Below are 14,505 nucleotides of genomic sequence, written 5' to 3'. Positions count from 1 at the left end.
CTTCCGGTGCCGGTCGGCGGGCCTAGCCCTGGCCGCCGGCAAACCGCACGGCCTCTTCGGCGGCTTGAAACAGCGCGCGTGCCTTGTTGACCGTCTCCATGTACTCAGCCTCGGGATCGCTGTCCGCCACGATCCCTGCCCCGGCCTGAACGTACATCGTGCCGTCCTTCACCACTGCGGTACGGAGCGCAATACATGAATCCATGGACCCGTTGACGGAGAAGTAGCCGACGCAACCGGCATAGATGCCGCGGCGTTCCGATTCCAGTTCGTCGATGATTTCCAGCGCACGCACCTTGGGTGCACCGCTGACCGTGCCGGCCGGAAATCCCGCCATCAGGGCGTCGATGCCGTCGTGTCTGGGGTCGAGATCACCTTCGACGTTGGAAACGATGTGCATCACGTGGCTGTACCGTTCGACGATCATTTGCTCGGTCACGCGGACGGTGCCGGGCACGCTGACCCGGCCCACGTCATTGCGGCCGAGGTCCAGCAGCATGAGGTGCTCGGCACACTCCTTGGGATCAGCGAGGAGCTCGCGTTCATAGGCCAGGTCGCGTGTCCGGTCGGCCCCTCGGGGACGGGTCCCGGCGATGGGCCTGACCGTGACCGTCCCGTCACGTGCGCGCACCAGGATTTCCGGACTGGATCCGACGACCGCGACGCCATCCAGGTTCAGGTAGAACAGAAACGGGGAAGGATTGAGCCGGCGCAGCGCGCGGTAGAGCGCAAACGGTGGCAGCCGGAACGAAGCGGCGAACCGCTGCGCGAGGACCACCTGAAAAACGTCGCCATCCAGAATGTACTCGCGTGCCCGCGTCACCATGGCCCGGTAATGGTCTGGCGTCATGTTCGAGACGGGGGAGGGAGGCGAGAGCTGGTCTGTGGCCGGCTCGGGTTCGGGTTCGAGCGGCGTGCCCAGTGCCGCAACAGCGTCTTCCAGCCGTCGTTCGGCTCCAGTAAACGCGGCGCCCGCTGTCACGACGTCGTCCGGATAGACGGGTGTCGCTACCGTGACCGTGTCGGACACCGCGTCGAAGATGGCCATGACGGTAGGCCGGATCAGAAGGCTGTCTGGCAGCCCGAGGGCAGCGGGGCGGTCAGTCGGCAGGCGTTCGATGAGACGCACCGTGTCAAATCCCATGAAGCCGACGAGCCCGGCAGCCATGGGAGGCAGGTCTTCCGGGAGGTCGATGCGCGACTCGGCTAGCAGCTTGCGGAGCGAACCAAGCGCTTCCTGCGGCTCGAGCTCGAAGGCGTCCGGATCCAGGTGCGCCTGTCGGTTGATTTCGGCCCGATTCCCGCTGCACCGCCAAATCACGTCGGGGGCAAATCCGATGATTGAGTACCGGCCGCGCGTGTCGCCACCCTCGACCGACTCGAGCAGGAAACTGTTGGGGCGTTGGCGTGCCAGCTTCAGCATTGCCGACACGGGGGTTTCCAGATCCGCGATCAGTGTCCGCCAGACGATCTGCGGCGTCCCCGCGTCGTACGTTTGCCGGAACGCGCCGCGCGCGGGCTGAACCGGCATGCCTTATGCCTCGCTTAGAACGACGAGCCGGTGTTATCGGTGAGAACCCGATCCAGCGCCGTTTGGTTGATGCTCACCTGATGGGCGCTCCAGAGCGACGCGATAAATGACAACACGACGTCGTTCCCGAGTGCTGCCCCAAGCGTGGCGCGGCTGGTGTCCAGATCTTCACTGGTCGGCTCCGGGGCGTCGACGATCTGGTCGAGCGTGACCACGGCATAGCCGCCCCCAAATTCTTCGGCGCTGCTGGTGCCCCCTATCGTGAGTTCGAATGCGATCTGCCGGGCGATGTCCGGGAAATCGGCCGCCGCACCTTCCCCGCTGCGGGTAAACGACTCGGACGTATGCAGCACGCCGCCATGTACGGTAGCCAGCGTGGATAGGCTAGCGGTGCCGGATGCTGCCGCGGCGTACGCTTCGGCTCGTCGGTGCGCGTCGGCCATGCGGGCTTCCTCCGCAAGGTCCTCCAGGATGTCTTCGCGGGCCTCGTCCAGCGTCATGGCGCGGGCCGGCACGTCCCGGTCGACCCGCACTGCAACCATGCGACCGTCATCGAGTTCTTCCAGATCCGAGGTCCCGTCAGCATTGACGTTGAAGCCCAGCGTCACGAGTGCCCGGCCGGGAGCGTCCGGATGCGCGGAGCCTGTGCTGTCACGGCTCTGAGCGTCAATATCGACGACGGACAGCACCGACGCGCCGCTCGCCCTGGCCGCCTCCTCGAGCGATGCGTTGCCGGCACGCTCGTCGTAGAACACTTCTGCACGCTCATGCAGCAAGTCGAATGCCCGTTCGAGCTGCAGGGTATCGGTAAGGGTGTCGCGGATGTCATCCAGCGACGGCGTTCTGGCTTCCTGGATATCGGCCACCTCGAAGACCCGCCAGCCGAAGGCTGTCTCCGAGGGGCCGTGCAGGGTGTTGGCGCCGGCCGAAAAAACGGCCTCCGCATAGTCGGCATCGAGCTCGTCACGCGTCACCGGACCGAGGTCGATGACCTGGCCGTCCAGCGTCTCCTCGACCGCGGCGGCCAGACCGATGCCCTCCCGGGCCCGTGCCAGGACCCGTTCCGCTTCTTCCCTGGCATCCGCCAGGTACTGCCGGACATGGCGCCGCTCGGTTTCGAAGTACTCGTCGCGGCGCTGGTCGAAGGCTTCCAGCAGATCTTCCTCCGTGATCCGGACAGCGCTCGTCAGGGTCTCCGGATCCAACACCGCGAACGTCAGGTCACGCCGGCGCGGCGTCTGATAGCGATCGGTCTGCTCCTCGTGGCGGGCCCGGACCGCCTCGTCCGTGGCGGGTTTCGGCAAATCGGAGTCGGCGGCCAGGAAGACTGCCGCCCGGGCGCTGCGCTTCTCCCTGTCCAGCGCGTGGAAGGTCTTCAGCCAGCGGTCCGGCGGATGGGCGCCGAACGACACGGCATCGAGCAGCAACTCGCTGGTCCGCATTTCTCCGAGCAAAGCGAGAAACTCTTCCTGCTGAAGGCCCTGGGAGCGCGCGGCATAGTTGAACAGGTTGCGATCGAATTGGCCGAGGCTGTTTCGAAACATATCCTGATCTTGCAGCCAGCTGCCGAGATCGTTCTGGCCGGCAGCCAGCCCGCGTTCCGACACCTCCACCTGGATCAGCAGGCGCCTTGCCATGTCGTTCAGGACTTGCTCCGGCAGCCCGAGCTGTCGGATCAGATTCTCGTCGACATTGCCGCCCAAGGATCGTCGGAGTTCCGACAGCCGCTGGTTGTAGCGATTGAAGAACGCCGACGCATGAATGTCCCGGTCGCCAACTTCGGCGACGACAGGATCCTGGTAGCCACTGAAGATGTCGCCGACTCCCCACAGCCCGAAGCTCGCCGCTAGTAACAGCAGGAACCCCTTCGCGACCCAGGACCCGGCATGGCGGCGCAGCGCCTGCAGCATGATGGATTCTCTCGACGGAAATGCAGTGACGGCGAGACTATAGTGGAGCGTAGCGCTCCGGCCACCCGCGCCGCTGTCAGTTTTCCAAGAGAGCTTCGCATTGTCCGCATCATCCTGTCTGGTGGTCGGCAACTGGAAGATGCACGGCACCCGTGCCGAAGCGACCGCGCTGGTGGACGGCCTGAAGCGGCTGACCGGCCGCGGCCGGCAGGACGCACCCGGCGCGGAGATCGTGCTGTGCCCGCCCCACACGCTGCTCGATCTAGTGGGCCGGCAGATCAGGCAGACACCGTTTCAGCTGGGCGCACAGGACTGCTCGAGTGCACCGCCGGGTCCCCGTACCGGCGAGGTGGCGGCAGGGATGCTTCGCGACGCCGGCTGCACGTTCGTGCTGCTGGGGCATTCGGAACGGCGAGCCCATCATCACGAGAGCAACAAGGATGTGCGGGCGAAGGTCATCGCGGCGAAGGCCGCGGGCCTGACACCGATCGTGTGCGTCGGTGAGAGCGCTGCCGCCCGGACGAACGGACAGGCGGAAGCGCAGGTCACCGCTCAAGTCCTTGCATCGCTGCCACCTGAACTCGATTGCGCGGCCGCAGTGGTGGCCTACGAGCCGGTATGGTCGATAGGTACGGGCAACGTTCCCGGTCGGGCCGAGATCGAGGCCATGCACGCGACAATTCGCGGAGCGCTTGAGCAAACCTACGGTCCGGGACCCTGGCGAATCCTGTACGGCGGCTCAGTGCAGGCCGCCAATGCCGGCCGGATCGGGGGGGGAATCGGTGTCGACGGGTTGCTCGTCGGCGGCGCATCCTTGCAACCCGGGGAATTCTGGGGCATATGCGAGGCTGTCTCCCCGGCCCGGACCGTCCTGCCATGACTGCTTTCCTGCTCGTCATTCACGTATGCGTTGCCGCGGCTCTGGTCGGCACCATCCTGCTGCAACGAAGTGATGGCGGGGCATTGGGCGGCATCGGGGGTGGCTCCGACCCGTTCGGCGGGGTTATGAGCAGCCGCGGCTCGGCGAACCTGCTCACACGGACGACCGCTGTGCTGGCCGTTGCATTCATGGGGATCAGCCTGCTCCTGGCGGTGCTGGCAAGCATGCCCGACGACGACCTGCTTCCGCTGGTGCCGGTGACTGACGAGGCGCTGCCCACCGGGATCCTGGAGCCCGTGACTGACGAAGCGGACTCCGAACCGGCACCACCGACGGGAGACTGACAGCCTTCGAGGCGCCGGCATGTTCGGACCGGACCGTTTGAGCCCCGGCTCGCCGTGATGTCCAGCGCCAGCCCGCGGTTCTTGTTCATCACGGGCGGCGTCGTTTCGTCCCTCGGCAAGGGGCTTTCCGCTGCTGCCCTGGGGGCCTTGCTGCAGGCCCACGGCTATCGGGTGCGCCTGCGCAAACTAGACCCGTACCTGAATGTCGACGCCGGGACAATGAGCCCGTACCAGCACGGCGAGGTCTACGTCACCGACGACGGAGCCGAAACCGACCTGGACCTCGGGCACTACGAACGATTCACGGGAGTCGAGGCGCGCCGGAGCGACAACGTGACGTCGGGCCGTGTATACGAGCGGGTGCTTGCCCGGGAACGGCGCGGCGACTACCTGGGCGGGACCGTCCAGGTCATCCCGCACGTGACCGACACGATCAAGGAATTCATCGGGGCGGACACCGAGCACGAGGATTTCGTACTGGTGGAGATCGGCGGCACGGTCGGTGACATCGAAGGCCTGCCGTTCCTTGAAGCGATTCGCCAGTTTGGTAACGAGGTGGGCCGGTCCCGGGTGCTCTACCTGCACCTGACACTGGTGCCGTACCTGGAGGCTGTCGGCGAGCAGAAGACCAAGCCGACCCAGCATTCGGTGAAGGAGCTTCGCGGGATCGGAATTCAGCCAGACTTGCTGTTGTGCCGCTGCGACCGGCCCATTCCGGAATCGGAACGCGCAAAACTTGCGTTGTTCTGCAATGTGGATCCCGGGTGCGTGGTACCGGCGATCGACGCTGACACGGTGTACGAGGTTCCAGCGATCTATCGTCACGAGGGGCTTGATACAAAGGTGCTGGACTATTTCGGACTGCCCGGCAAACCGGCTCCGGATCTTGGTCGTTGGCACCGCGTGGTCGAATCCATCCGGCTTCCCGCGGGCGAGGTCAACATCGCGATGGTCGGCAAGTACACGGGCCTGCAGGATGCCTACAAGTCGCTTATCGAGGCGCTCGTGCACAGTGGCGTGGCCCACCGGGTCGGTGTTCGGGTGCAATGGTTGGATGCTGAACTCCTGGAACAGGATGATCCGGCGGGAGAGGCGGTCGCGACGCTGCAGCAGGCGCACGGCATCTTGGTGCCGGGCGGCTTCGGCGACCGCGGGATCACCGGCAAGATGCGCGCGATCGAATTCGCCCGAACGCGGAAGGTGCCCTACCTCGGCATCTGCCTCGGGCTGCAGCTCGCGGTGGTCGAGGTCGCGCGTACGCTTGCCGGTATCCGTGAGGCGGGGTCGACTGAGTTCGGCGCCTGTGCGGAACCGATCGTGGGGCTCATGACCGAATGGATTCATGCGGGTACCGTGGAGACCCGCAGCCCCAGCGACAACCTGGGCGGCACCATGCGTCTCGGAGGTTATGACTGCGTGATCGATCCCGGCACCCGGGCGTCGGAAATCTATGGCCTGGATCGGATCCGGGAACGGCACCGGCATCGCTACGAGGTCAATCCGGCGTATGAGGAACGGTTGCGCGAGGCAGGCCTTCGGTTTTCGGGCAAGTCGCCGGACGGCTCGCTGTTCGAGATTGCCGAGCTCAGCGGCCATCCTTGGTTCTTCGGTGTGCAGTTCCATCCGGAACTGCGGTCGCGTCCGTTTGCGCCGCATCCGTTGTTCACGTCGTTCATAGATGCCGCCATCCGGCAGGAACGGCTGATCTGATGTCGTCCGGACCGGTCATGGTCGGCGACGTGGCAATCGGGAACCGGCAGCCGCTGACGTTGATCGCCGGACCATGCGCGATGGAAAGCCGGGACCACGCGCTCGAGACCTGCGCTGCCCTGCAGGAGATGACCCGCAAGGCAGGGCTGGGTTTCGTCTACAAGACCTCGTTCGACAAGGCGAATCGGACCAGCGGCACCAGTCCGCGCGGACTGGGGATGGCGTCAGCCCTTGACGTGTTTGCGGAACTTCGCGAGCGACTCCGGGTGGCCGTGGTCACCGACGTTCATGAGCGCGGGCAGTGCGCGCCGGTGGCCGAGCACGTCGACCTGCTGCAGATCCCGGCATTCCTGTGCCGTCAGACGGACCTGCTGCAAGCGGCCGCCGTGACGGGCAGACCGGTCATGGTCAAGAAAGGGCAGTTCCTGGCGCCGTGGGACATGCAGAACGTGGTCGACAAGCTGCGTCAGGCAGGCAACGGCCAGGTGCTGGTTTGCGAACGCGGCACATCATTTGGATACAACCGCCTGGTGAACGACATGCGCGCGCTGCCCGTGCTGCGTCAGACTGGCTGCCCCGTCGTGTTCGATGCCACGCATTCAGTTCAGGAACCTGGCGGCGAGGGGACGCGCTCCGGCGGACGCCGTGAGTTTGTTCCTGTTCTGGCGCGGGCCGCCTGTGCCATAGGAGTTGCGGCCGTGTTCATGGAGACGCATCCTGACCCCGACCGCGCGCCCAGCGACGGTCCCAACATGCTGCCGTTGTCGGATTTGCCGTTACTGCTCGGCACACTGGTCGCATTCGATCGTCTGGCGAAGGAGTGCGAATGATGGCGGCTACGGCGCTGCGCTCGCTACGGGCCCGCGAGATACTGGACAGCCGCGGTTACCCCACGATCGCGGTGGAAGTCACGCTTGGGGCGGGGACGCGGGCGACGGCTGCCGTACCTGCGGGGGCGTCCACCGGGGCGCACGAGGCGCATGAACGGCGCGACGGCGATCAGGAGCGGTATTGCGGCCGCGGCGTCCTCCAGGCCGTACAGGCCGTCGAAGGCGAGATTCAGGACACGGTTATCGGCCTGGACGCGATGGACCAGCGCGTCGTCGACGACGCGCTGAACGGGCTCGATGGCACGCCGGACAAGTCCCGTCTGGGCGCGAACGCGCTGCTGGGTGTGAGCCTGGCGACAGCCCGGGCGGCCGCTCGATGCCAAGGCATCCCGCTCTACCGGCACCTCGGCGGGCTCACCGCCCGGATCCTGCCGGCTCCGTTCATGAATCTGCTCAACGGCGGCGCCCACGCGCGCAACCGGCTGGACGTGCAGGAGTTCATGATCGTTCCGTCCGGAGCGGCGACGTTCGCCGAGGCACTGCGCTGGGGGGCCGAGATCTTCCATGTACTGGCGGACCTGCTAGCTGAGGCGGGGCACGGAATCGGTCTGGGGGACGAGGGAGGGTTTGCGCCGTCGCTCGACAGCACCGAAGACGCGATCGAATTTCTGCTGCGGGCCATCGAGCGAGCGGGCTATCAGCCCGGTGCGCAGGTCGGAATTGCATTGGATGCGGCGGCCGGTGAACTGCTGGATGACGGTTGGTACCGGCTGAAGGGAGAAGACCTCACGCTGGAAGCCGACGGTCTGGCGGCGTACTGGACAACCCTCGTCGACCGGTACCCGATCGTGTCGATCGAGGATCCGTTTGGCGACGACGACTGGGATGCGTGGCAGATCTTCGCTGCAACCGTGGGGAAACGGATGCAGATCGTTGGGGATGATCTGTTCGTGACGAACGTCGAACGCCTGGACAGAGGCATTCGCCACGGGGCGGCGAACGCCCTGCTCGCAAAGCTGAACCAGGTCGGAACCTTGAGTGAGACGCTGAACGCGATCCGTACGGCTGCGGCGGCAGATTTCGGCGTGATCGTGTCGCACCGGTCGGGTGAGACCGAGGACACGACGATCGCGGACCTGGCCGTTGGCACCGGATGTGGCCAAATCAAGACCGGTTCTCCGGCCCGCGGAGAACGGACGGCGAAATACAACCGGCTCCTGGCGATCGAGGACGAACTCGGGTCTGGAGCCCAGTACGCGGGCTGGCAAGCACTGCGGCGAGGACGCTAAATAGTGGGGATGAGCGTTTCGAGCACCCTCCCGGTTGGGAGTTCACGCTGGCAGGTGTTCCGCCTGGCCTGCCGCAATACCGCGGGCTGCCTGTTCGGCTGTGCGCTGGGCGACCTGGGAACCATTTGGGTATGCCAGCTGCTGGCCGTTCCCTGGCCCGTCTGGTTGATCATGAGCCTCGCCATGGTGAACGGGATTATCACCAGCTTCGCCATCGAGACCGTGATGCTGGCGCGGATCATGCGGTTGCGCGAGGCGATGCGGACTGCCTTCGGGATGTCGCTGCTGTCGATGCTCGGGATGGAAGTGGCTATGAATGCCGTGGACATTCTGCTGACGGGAGGGGCGCGGCTGACATGGTGGGTGATCCCGCCGATGCTGGCGGCCGGGTTCCTGGTGCCGCTCCCGTACAACTATTGGCGCTTGCGGGTTCTGGGAAAATCCTGTCACTGAGATCCATGATCTCGGACCATCGGCGAAACCTGCTCGAACGCGCGCTGCTCCGTGTCGAGAAACGCGGCGCCGGCGGACCCGACGGCCCGGTAGAACACGGCGCCCGGATGGACGGCGAGGTCGTTGAACAGGGCCGGCATCCAGGTCCAGATGTGCTGGTCAAAGAAATCCTTTTGCGATGACAGGGGGGCGGGCGGTCCAAAGGCACCAGCAATCAGCCCGGCCATTGCTTCGAGGATGGCAGCAGCGTGATCCTCCGGGTCACCGGTGGAGCGCGTCGCGCGGACCCCAAGGATCTGGAACGTGCGCCTGAGTTCAGCCAGCGGCTTCTCGTACATGAACCCGGTGAGGTAATACGACTGGTACGGATTGATCCCAACCTCACCCAAGCCTAGAAAAAGATCTTCGTATTCGTGGCGAATGGCCTCCTCGGTCATCTGGCGGGTGCACGCACCCAGTTCGTTGAGTGAGCCGAGCAGCGACAGGCCGGCGTCGCCCTGCAGTGCGGCGGTTGCGGCCAGCAAGTCCTGCGCCGGCGGCGCGTGGAGGAGCCCGGAGAACAGCAGGTAGCACTGCGACCGCGAGTGATCTTCGGCGTCCAGATGGGGCGCGGTGTCGTCGCCGACCGGGCCCGTGCTCAAGCCGGTTCCCCCGGGACCTCAGGATCGTCCGCATTCACGGCTGCAGCCTCGGACTCGGCGGTGGCCAATTCTGTCCCTGAATCAGCCTGCAGCTCTGCCGGCGGGGCGTCGGGAGCATCGCGTGCCGCGATCGGCTCACGGGCGTACCGCCGGCCCGCCCGGACTGCGTCGGCGATCGCTTCCGCGCCGGTTCTGTGGAGAGACGCAAAATCTTCATCGTAGTCATTCAACCCGTCCAGGTTGGCGAGGACAGGGTCGCTCTGCCACAACCGTCGAAGCGCCAGGCGCCGTAGCGCAGGTGCAACGGAGCGTTTCAGGAAGGGGCGATAATCCGCCTCCGGTCCCAGCTCTGCCACATTGGGCAAGTCGGCTGGCTGCGCGAGATCGGTATCGTCGGGATCTCGGCTTATCGTCGGCGAAGCGGCTTGATCGGCTGCGGTTTCATCGGACGGGGCATCAGGCGGCTCCGGCCGTCGAGCCTCCACAGCCCGCTTCGACCATCGGCTGAAGAAGTTTCTCATCGCTGAGACCGGGGCGGTCGGGCAAAGGATTCCGGCGACGACCTGGGTCCCCGCTTGCGTTTCCGGAACGGCTCTTCGACATGATGGCGGCGCACGAAGGCCGTAACCCAGGCTGCAACCGAAGTCGGCATGGGAACGGCGTCGACGCGCGAATCGGCGTCATCCGCGTAATCCTGTGCTTCGAATGGGCAGACGGTCGCCAGGAACGGTTCAGAGACGGTGCCGTCAGGACCAGGCCGGAGAACCACGTAGACGGCACGATTGGCAGCGAGATTTGTTCTGTACCCTTCTGTTTCCTTGCGATGAAGTTCCAACACGAGCTGCGGCGATTCGGAAACCGAGGAGTCGCTTTCGGGCACGACTGCCACCGCTTGCCAGACGGTGGAGGCCCATCGCCCTGAACCTTCACGGCGCTCAAGCGTGATTCGCACCGGCAGTCGGGTCCGCATCGCGCCTCTCCTCGCTATCCACTGAGGAGTCCGAATACTACGCGACTGCCCGAAGCCGAGGTGATACCGCCCCAAGGAATTGAATCTCTGTTGTTCCTTCGACAGTGCGAGCAAGCCGCTCGGCTGCGGCCGCCGATCCCCTGGGACTGCCGAACCATTGCGGCATTCCTGCTTGAAGACGTGGGAGGACGGTTTATCGACACCTCGCGCAGTGTTCTGGCGCTAAGCTGTACAGATGTCGTTTCCGCCTGCCTGAGAGGTGCCGGCTGCAGTGGCAACGAATCGTTCACCTCTGGACGCCGCGTCGGACGCGTGGACGAAGGAGTCCGTGCCGCCAGGACGCGCGCTCCACGTGCACGGGCACGGAAGGGTGCTGATCATCGGGACGTGGGCACACGCGGTGCCGGCTGCCCGAGAGTTGGCTGACGGCAATGCGGTGACGGTCTTGTCCGCCGATGGCCCGGGCGACACCGCCGACCATCCGGTGCAGGCGTCCGTTCGTGTCGTGGTGGGCAGGCCAGCGCAGGTGGCCGGGCACGTGGGCGCCTGGATCGTGACGCTGCGAGACAGTGACGAACGGCTGGAGGCGGATGCGGTCCTCGATCTCTCGCGCGGTCCGCCACCGGTCCAGGCTCACGAGCTCCGACGAGGGTATGTGCGTTGTGATCCGCGGAACCCGCGGGCCCTGAAGGCCGGCTTGCAAGCGGTCGCCGAGTGCCGTGGCGACCTTGAGTACCCGCTATTCGTCGACGTTCGTAGCGAATACTGCGCGCACGCGCGCAGCCGAATTTCGGGTTGCACGCGTTGCCTTGACCTCTGCCCCCTCGGGGCGATCGCACCCGCGGGCGACCACGTGGCGCTGGACCCGCTGGTTTGCGCCGGTTGCGGTCTGTGCGTCGGTGCCTGTCCGACGGGAGCGCTTCGCTACGACCTACCGGCCGAAGACGCATCCTTGCGACGACTGCGCGCCGCGTTGCGGGCGTGGCACGAGCATGCCGGACACGCTCCAATCCTGGTCCTGCACGGCGACGGATTCGGAGCCGACCTGATCGAAGCGGCGCGGGAACAGGCCGGCCAAGATCTTTCCCGCCTGCTACCGCTCTCATTGGGAGTCGTTTCACAAGCGGGCGCCGAATTGATGACGATGGCCCTGGCCTGGGGCGCTTCCCATGTCGTGTGCGTCAGCAACCCGGCCCGTCCGGATACTCTCCGTCCCATTGACGAGCAAATGGCAGTGGTGAACGCCATTACTGAGGCTCTTGGGTTCGGGGGCCGCGCGGTCCATTCCGCCACGGCGGACCCGGACACCCTGCTCGCCATCCTGCAATCCCTCGAACGCGGAGCAGACTGGCCATCGGCCGAATTCCTGGCGCTCGGCGAACGACGCGCCGGCGCGCTGCAGGCTGTCCGTCACCTGCACGCGCACGCCGCGGTTGCCGCCGATACGATCATTCTGCCCAAGGATGCGGCCTTCGGCACCATCGAGGTTGACCCGAACGCTTGTACCTTGTGCCTGGCCTGCGTCGGCGCTTGCCCGACCGGCGCGCTGCAGGATGATCCCGACACTCCCCGATTGGGATTTCAGGAAGACGCGTGCGTCCAGTGCGGCCTGTGTCGCGCGACCTGCCCGGAGGACGCGATCACGCTGCAGGCAAGACTGCGGCCGGACCTTGGTCCCGGCGCCGGGCGCACGCTGCACGAAGAGCAGCCATTTGCGTGCATCTCTTGCGGAAAACCGTTCGGTGTGCGTCAGTCCATCGAACGGACACTGCAAAGGCTTGCCGGCCATCCCATGTTGGCGATGGATCCCCGGCTGGAGCAGCGTGTGAAAATGTGTGCGGATTGCCGGGTCATCGACCAGTTCCGTGATCCCCTCGCCGCCGGCGAAACGGCCCGCCCCAGGGTCCGCACAACGGACGACTACCGGTCCGGTTCAGGTGAGGGGCCAGGAGGCAAGGGCTCGGACGGAGAGCGAAAATGATTCCCAGGATCGGAATCGTTGGATGGCAGGGAAGCGGAAAGACGTCGCTGATCGCTCGCCTGATCCCGGAATTCAACCGGCGCGGCCATACGGTTTCGACCCTGAAGCACGCGCACGCCAGCTTTGAAATTGACCGGCCGGGGAAAGACAGTTTTGTTCACCGCGAAGCCGGTGCGCGCGAGGTCCTTGTCGCCTCGGGACAGCGCTGGGCGCTGATCCATGAAGAGCGCAATGTTGACCGCACCCCTGAGCGTTTGATCGCACGGATGGAAACGGTCGACGTCCTGCTGATCGAAGGCTGGAAGGGCGGGGCCCACAAGAAGATCGAAGTGCATCGTCCTGCCTTGAGACGTCCGTTGCTCGCTGCCGACGACCCCATGATCATCGCCATTGCTGCCGATGCCCCGGTTTCGGAATTCGATCGAAGGGTCCTTCCGCTGAACGACGAGACCGCGATCGTCGACTTCATTCTCGTCGAACTCGGCATCTCGAACCGTGCAGCTTAAGGACGACTGCTTCGCCTTCGGCGGTGGGCTGATTCCGCTTGCGGATGCTCATGCCGAGCTGGGGCGTCGACTCAAGCCGTCGACCTTGCTGGTCGACGTGCCGGTCGGGTCATCCCCGGGACGGACTCTCGCTGAAGACATCACCAGCGACCGCGACGTGCCGCCGCACGCAAACACGGCCGTCGACGGTTATGCGTTCCGGTTCGCTGACTTGGCAGGGAAAGGTGAAGGGTGGCTGAAGCTGATCGGTAGTGCAGGTGCGGGGCATCCCTGGGCTGGTGACCTGCCTGACGAGAGCACCGTGAGGGTTCTCACCGGCGCCGTGCTTCCTTCGGATGCCGACACGGTCGTGATGGAGGAGGACGCGGAGCTCCGAGGCCAACGCGTGTACGTACCTGCCGGGCTGAGGCGGGGAGCGAACGCACGCTCTGCTGGTGAAGACCTGCAGGCAGGGGCAACGGTGCTGCGGGCAGGTCAGCGAATCGGGCCCGCAGAAACCGGCATCCTGGCGGCTCTGGGACGCGCGTCGGTCAAGGTACGGAGTCGGCTGCGCGTCGGGGTGCTGTCAACAGGGGATGAGCTCGCTGACCCTGGGCGCGCCCTTGAAGTGGGACAGATCTACGATTCCAACCGGACCATGCTCTGCGCGCTCGCCCGCGCTACCGGCGCCGACGTCAGTGATCTCGGCATCGTGGTCGATCGCGCCAAGGACGTGCACGAAGAGCTCGCGCGGGCGGCAAGTTTCCATGATCTGCTGATCGTCTCCGGAGGAATGTCGGAAAGCGAGGAGGATCATGTACGGCGGACGCTGGGCGACGCCGGTTCCCTCTACTTCTGGCGCCTCGCGGTCAAGCCGGGACGCCCGGTCGGCCTGGGCCAGTTTGCCGAGACTCCGGTCGTTGGCTTACCGGGCAATCCGGTTGCTGCCTTCGTGATGTTCCTGGTGATTGCGCGGCCGGTCATCGCTAGGCTGGCTGGGGAGGATTGGAAGTTCCCGTCCGGCGTGCCGGCCGAGTGTGGCTTCACGTACAAGAAAAAAACTGGTCGTCGCGAGTTCCTGCGGGTCCGCCGCCGTTCTACGGAGCACCCTGAGGTGCTTGAACTGTTTCCGCGCTCCGGCGCCGGCATCCTCTCGTCGGTGGCTTGGGCCGAAGGACTCGCGGTGTTGCCGGAGAACGTCAGCGAAGTGCGGCCCGGTCAGCCGGTGAACTGGCTGCCGTTTCGCGGACTGCTGGATTGATTGAGCGTCGGTCCGGACGACGGCACCGACAGGCCTGACCCGACGGCAACCGACAGGTGCCGGATGCCCTGGCGGGGAGGATTTCGCACATGATGCGGGCCGGAGACTTGCCACATTGGCGGTAGGCGGACGCCATGCGCAGGCGAATTCCATGCTGGTGACGCATCCCGGAGGGGGCCGCCCGAACTTGCCGCGATACCGCAGAACGTTCCCGCGATTT

At 65.6% G+C, this 14,505-nt stretch carries 14 protein-coding genes; 9 read left to right on the top strand and 5 right to left on the bottom strand.

All coding sequences use genetic code 11. From position 1 onward, the window contains the following. Positions 1 to 22 precede the first annotated feature (22 nt). Both trpE and OXH60_00770 read right to left on the bottom strand, forming a co-directional pair. Positions 23 to 1,531 (bottom strand): anthranilate synthase component I, encoded by a 1,509-nt coding sequence (gene trpE / locus OXH60_00775; GenBank protein ID MDE0710652.1) that lies wholly within the window; start codon positions 1,529 to 1,531, stop codon positions 23 to 25. Between the two features lie 14 nt (positions 1,532 to 1,545). Continuing rightward, the gene (locus OXH60_00770) at positions 1,546 to 3,441 is read right to left on the bottom strand and encodes a SurA N-terminal domain-containing protein (GenBank protein MDE0710651.1); all 1,896 of its coding nucleotides are present in this window, start codon (positions 3,439 to 3,441) and stop codon (positions 1,546 to 1,548) included. A gap of 100 nt (positions 3,442 to 3,541) precedes the next feature. On the opposite strand from OXH60_00770, the gene tpiA reads away from it, so the two are divergent. The 6 genes from tpiA to OXH60_00740 are packed head-to-tail and all read left to right on the top strand — an operon-like array spanning position 3,542 to position 8,947. Continuing rightward, positions 3,542 to 4,321: a triose-phosphate isomerase gene (tpiA, locus tag OXH60_00765; protein ID MDE0710650.1), complete on the top strand. Its 780-nt coding sequence runs from the start codon at positions 3,542 to 3,544 to the stop codon at positions 4,319 to 4,321. Beyond that, on the top strand, positions 4,318 to 4,665 hold the full coding sequence (secG, locus tag OXH60_00760) for a preprotein translocase subunit SecG (GenBank protein MDE0710649.1): 348 nt from the start codon (positions 4,318 to 4,320) through the stop codon (positions 4,663 to 4,665). The genes tpiA and secG overlap by 4 nt, the downstream gene beginning before the upstream one ends. A gap of 57 nt (positions 4,666 to 4,722) precedes the next feature. Continuing rightward, positions 4,723 to 6,375, top strand: coding sequence for a CTP synthase (locus OXH60_00755; protein MDE0710648.1), 1,653 nt, complete (start codon positions 4,723 to 4,725; stop codon positions 6,373 to 6,375). Further along, positions 6,375 to 7,205, top strand: coding sequence for a 3-deoxy-8-phosphooctulonate synthase (kdsA, locus tag OXH60_00750; protein MDE0710647.1), 831 nt, complete (start codon positions 6,375 to 6,377; stop codon positions 7,203 to 7,205). Before OXH60_00755 ends, kdsA begins: the two co-directional genes overlap by 1 nt. Continuing rightward, positions 7,205 to 8,494 (top strand): phosphopyruvate hydratase, encoded by a 1,290-nt coding sequence (eno, locus tag OXH60_00745; GenBank protein MDE0710646.1) that lies wholly within the window; start codon positions 7,205 to 7,207, stop codon positions 8,492 to 8,494. Before kdsA ends, eno begins: the two co-directional genes overlap by 1 nt. A 9-nt stretch (positions 8,495 to 8,503) precedes the next feature. After that, on the top strand, positions 8,504 to 8,947 hold the full coding sequence (locus tag OXH60_00740) for a DUF4396 domain-containing protein (protein MDE0710645.1): 444 nt from the start codon (positions 8,504 to 8,506) through the stop codon (positions 8,945 to 8,947). On the opposite strand, the gene OXH60_00735 is transcribed toward OXH60_00740, so the two are convergent. The 3 genes from OXH60_00735 to OXH60_00725 are packed head-to-tail and all read right to left on the bottom strand — an operon-like array spanning position 8,941 to position 10,558. Continuing rightward, complete coding sequence (locus tag OXH60_00735) at positions 8,941 to 9,588, bottom strand: molecular chaperone TorD family protein (protein MDE0710644.1); 648 nt, start codon at positions 9,586 to 9,588, stop codon at positions 8,941 to 8,943. The two genes, OXH60_00740 and OXH60_00735, sit on opposite strands and share 7 nt — an antisense overlap. Further along, positions 9,585 to 10,109: a DUF3306 domain-containing protein gene (locus tag OXH60_00730; GenBank protein ID MDE0710643.1), complete on the bottom strand. Its 525-nt coding sequence runs from the start codon at positions 10,107 to 10,109 to the stop codon at positions 9,585 to 9,587. The genes OXH60_00735 and OXH60_00730 overlap by 4 nt, the downstream gene beginning before the upstream one ends. After that, complete coding sequence (locus OXH60_00725; protein MDE0710642.1) at positions 10,106 to 10,558, bottom strand: DUF3305 domain-containing protein; 453 nt, start codon at positions 10,556 to 10,558, stop codon at positions 10,106 to 10,108. Before OXH60_00725 ends, OXH60_00730 begins: the two co-directional genes overlap by 4 nt. 328 nt (positions 10,559 to 10,886) lie before the next feature. On the opposite strand from OXH60_00725, the gene OXH60_00720 reads away from it, so the two are divergent. From OXH60_00720 to OXH60_00710, 3 genes are read left to right on the top strand one after another with little or no spacing between them, the layout of a single operon-like run. Beyond that, positions 10,887 to 12,539 carry a 4Fe-4S binding protein gene (locus OXH60_00720; protein MDE0710641.1) on the top strand — a complete coding sequence of 551 codons (1,653 nt, stop codon included), beginning with the start codon at positions 10,887 to 10,889 and terminating at the stop codon, positions 12,537 to 12,539. After that, positions 12,536 to 13,045 (top strand): molybdopterin-guanine dinucleotide biosynthesis protein B, encoded by a 510-nt coding sequence (mobB, locus tag OXH60_00715; protein ID MDE0710640.1) that lies wholly within the window; start codon positions 12,536 to 12,538, stop codon positions 13,043 to 13,045. Before OXH60_00720 ends, mobB begins: the two co-directional genes overlap by 4 nt. Next, positions 13,035 to 14,285: a molybdopterin molybdotransferase MoeA gene (locus OXH60_00710; protein ID MDE0710639.1), complete on the top strand. Its 1,251-nt coding sequence runs from the start codon at positions 13,035 to 13,037 to the stop codon at positions 14,283 to 14,285. The genes mobB and OXH60_00710 overlap by 11 nt, the downstream gene beginning before the upstream one ends. The last annotated feature ends 220 nt before the right edge of the window (positions 14,286 to 14,505 follow it).

The sequence above is a fragment of the Rhodospirillales bacterium genome (genome assembly GCA_028824295.1).
GTDB lineage: Bacteria > Pseudomonadota > Alphaproteobacteria > TMED109 > TMED109 > VXPW01.
The sequence above is the reverse complement of the archived record's forward strand: the minus strand, read 5'-3'. Positions and strand labels throughout refer to the sequence as shown.

What these genes read in the sequence shown, in the direction of transcription:
- trpE (MDE0710652.1), bottom strand. Translation starts at nt 1,531, where the DNA reads ATGCCGGTTCAGCCCGCGCGCGGCGCGTTCCGGCAAACGTACGACGCG.
- OXH60_00770 (MDE0710651.1), bottom strand. Translation starts at nt 3,441, where the DNA reads ATGCTGCAGGCGCTGCGCCGCCATGCCGGGTCCTGGGTCGCGAAGGGG.
- secG (MDE0710649.1), top strand. Translation starts at nt 4,318, where the DNA reads ATGACTGCTTTCCTGCTCGTCATTCACGTATGCGTTGCCGCGGCTCTG.
- OXH60_00755 (MDE0710648.1), top strand. Translation starts at nt 4,723, where the DNA reads ATGTCCAGCGCCAGCCCGCGGTTCTTGTTCATCACGGGCGGCGTCGTT.
- kdsA (MDE0710647.1), top strand. Translation starts at nt 6,375, where the DNA reads ATGTCGTCCGGACCGGTCATGGTCGGCGACGTGGCAATCGGGAACCGG.
- eno (MDE0710646.1), top strand. Translation starts at nt 7,205, where the DNA reads ATGGCGGCTACGGCGCTGCGCTCGCTACGGGCCCGCGAGATACTGGAC.
- OXH60_00740 (MDE0710645.1), top strand. Translation starts at nt 8,504, where the DNA reads ATGAGCGTTTCGAGCACCCTCCCGGTTGGGAGTTCACGCTGGCAGGTG.
- OXH60_00730 (MDE0710643.1), bottom strand. Translation starts at nt 10,109, where the DNA reads ATGAGAAACTTCTTCAGCCGATGGTCGAAGCGGGCTGTGGAGGCTCGA.
- OXH60_00725 (MDE0710642.1), bottom strand. Translation starts at nt 10,558, where the DNA reads ATGCGGACCCGACTGCCGGTGCGAATCACGCTTGAGCGCCGTGAAGGT.
- mobB (MDE0710640.1), top strand. Translation starts at nt 12,536, where the DNA reads ATGATTCCCAGGATCGGAATCGTTGGATGGCAGGGAAGCGGAAAGACG.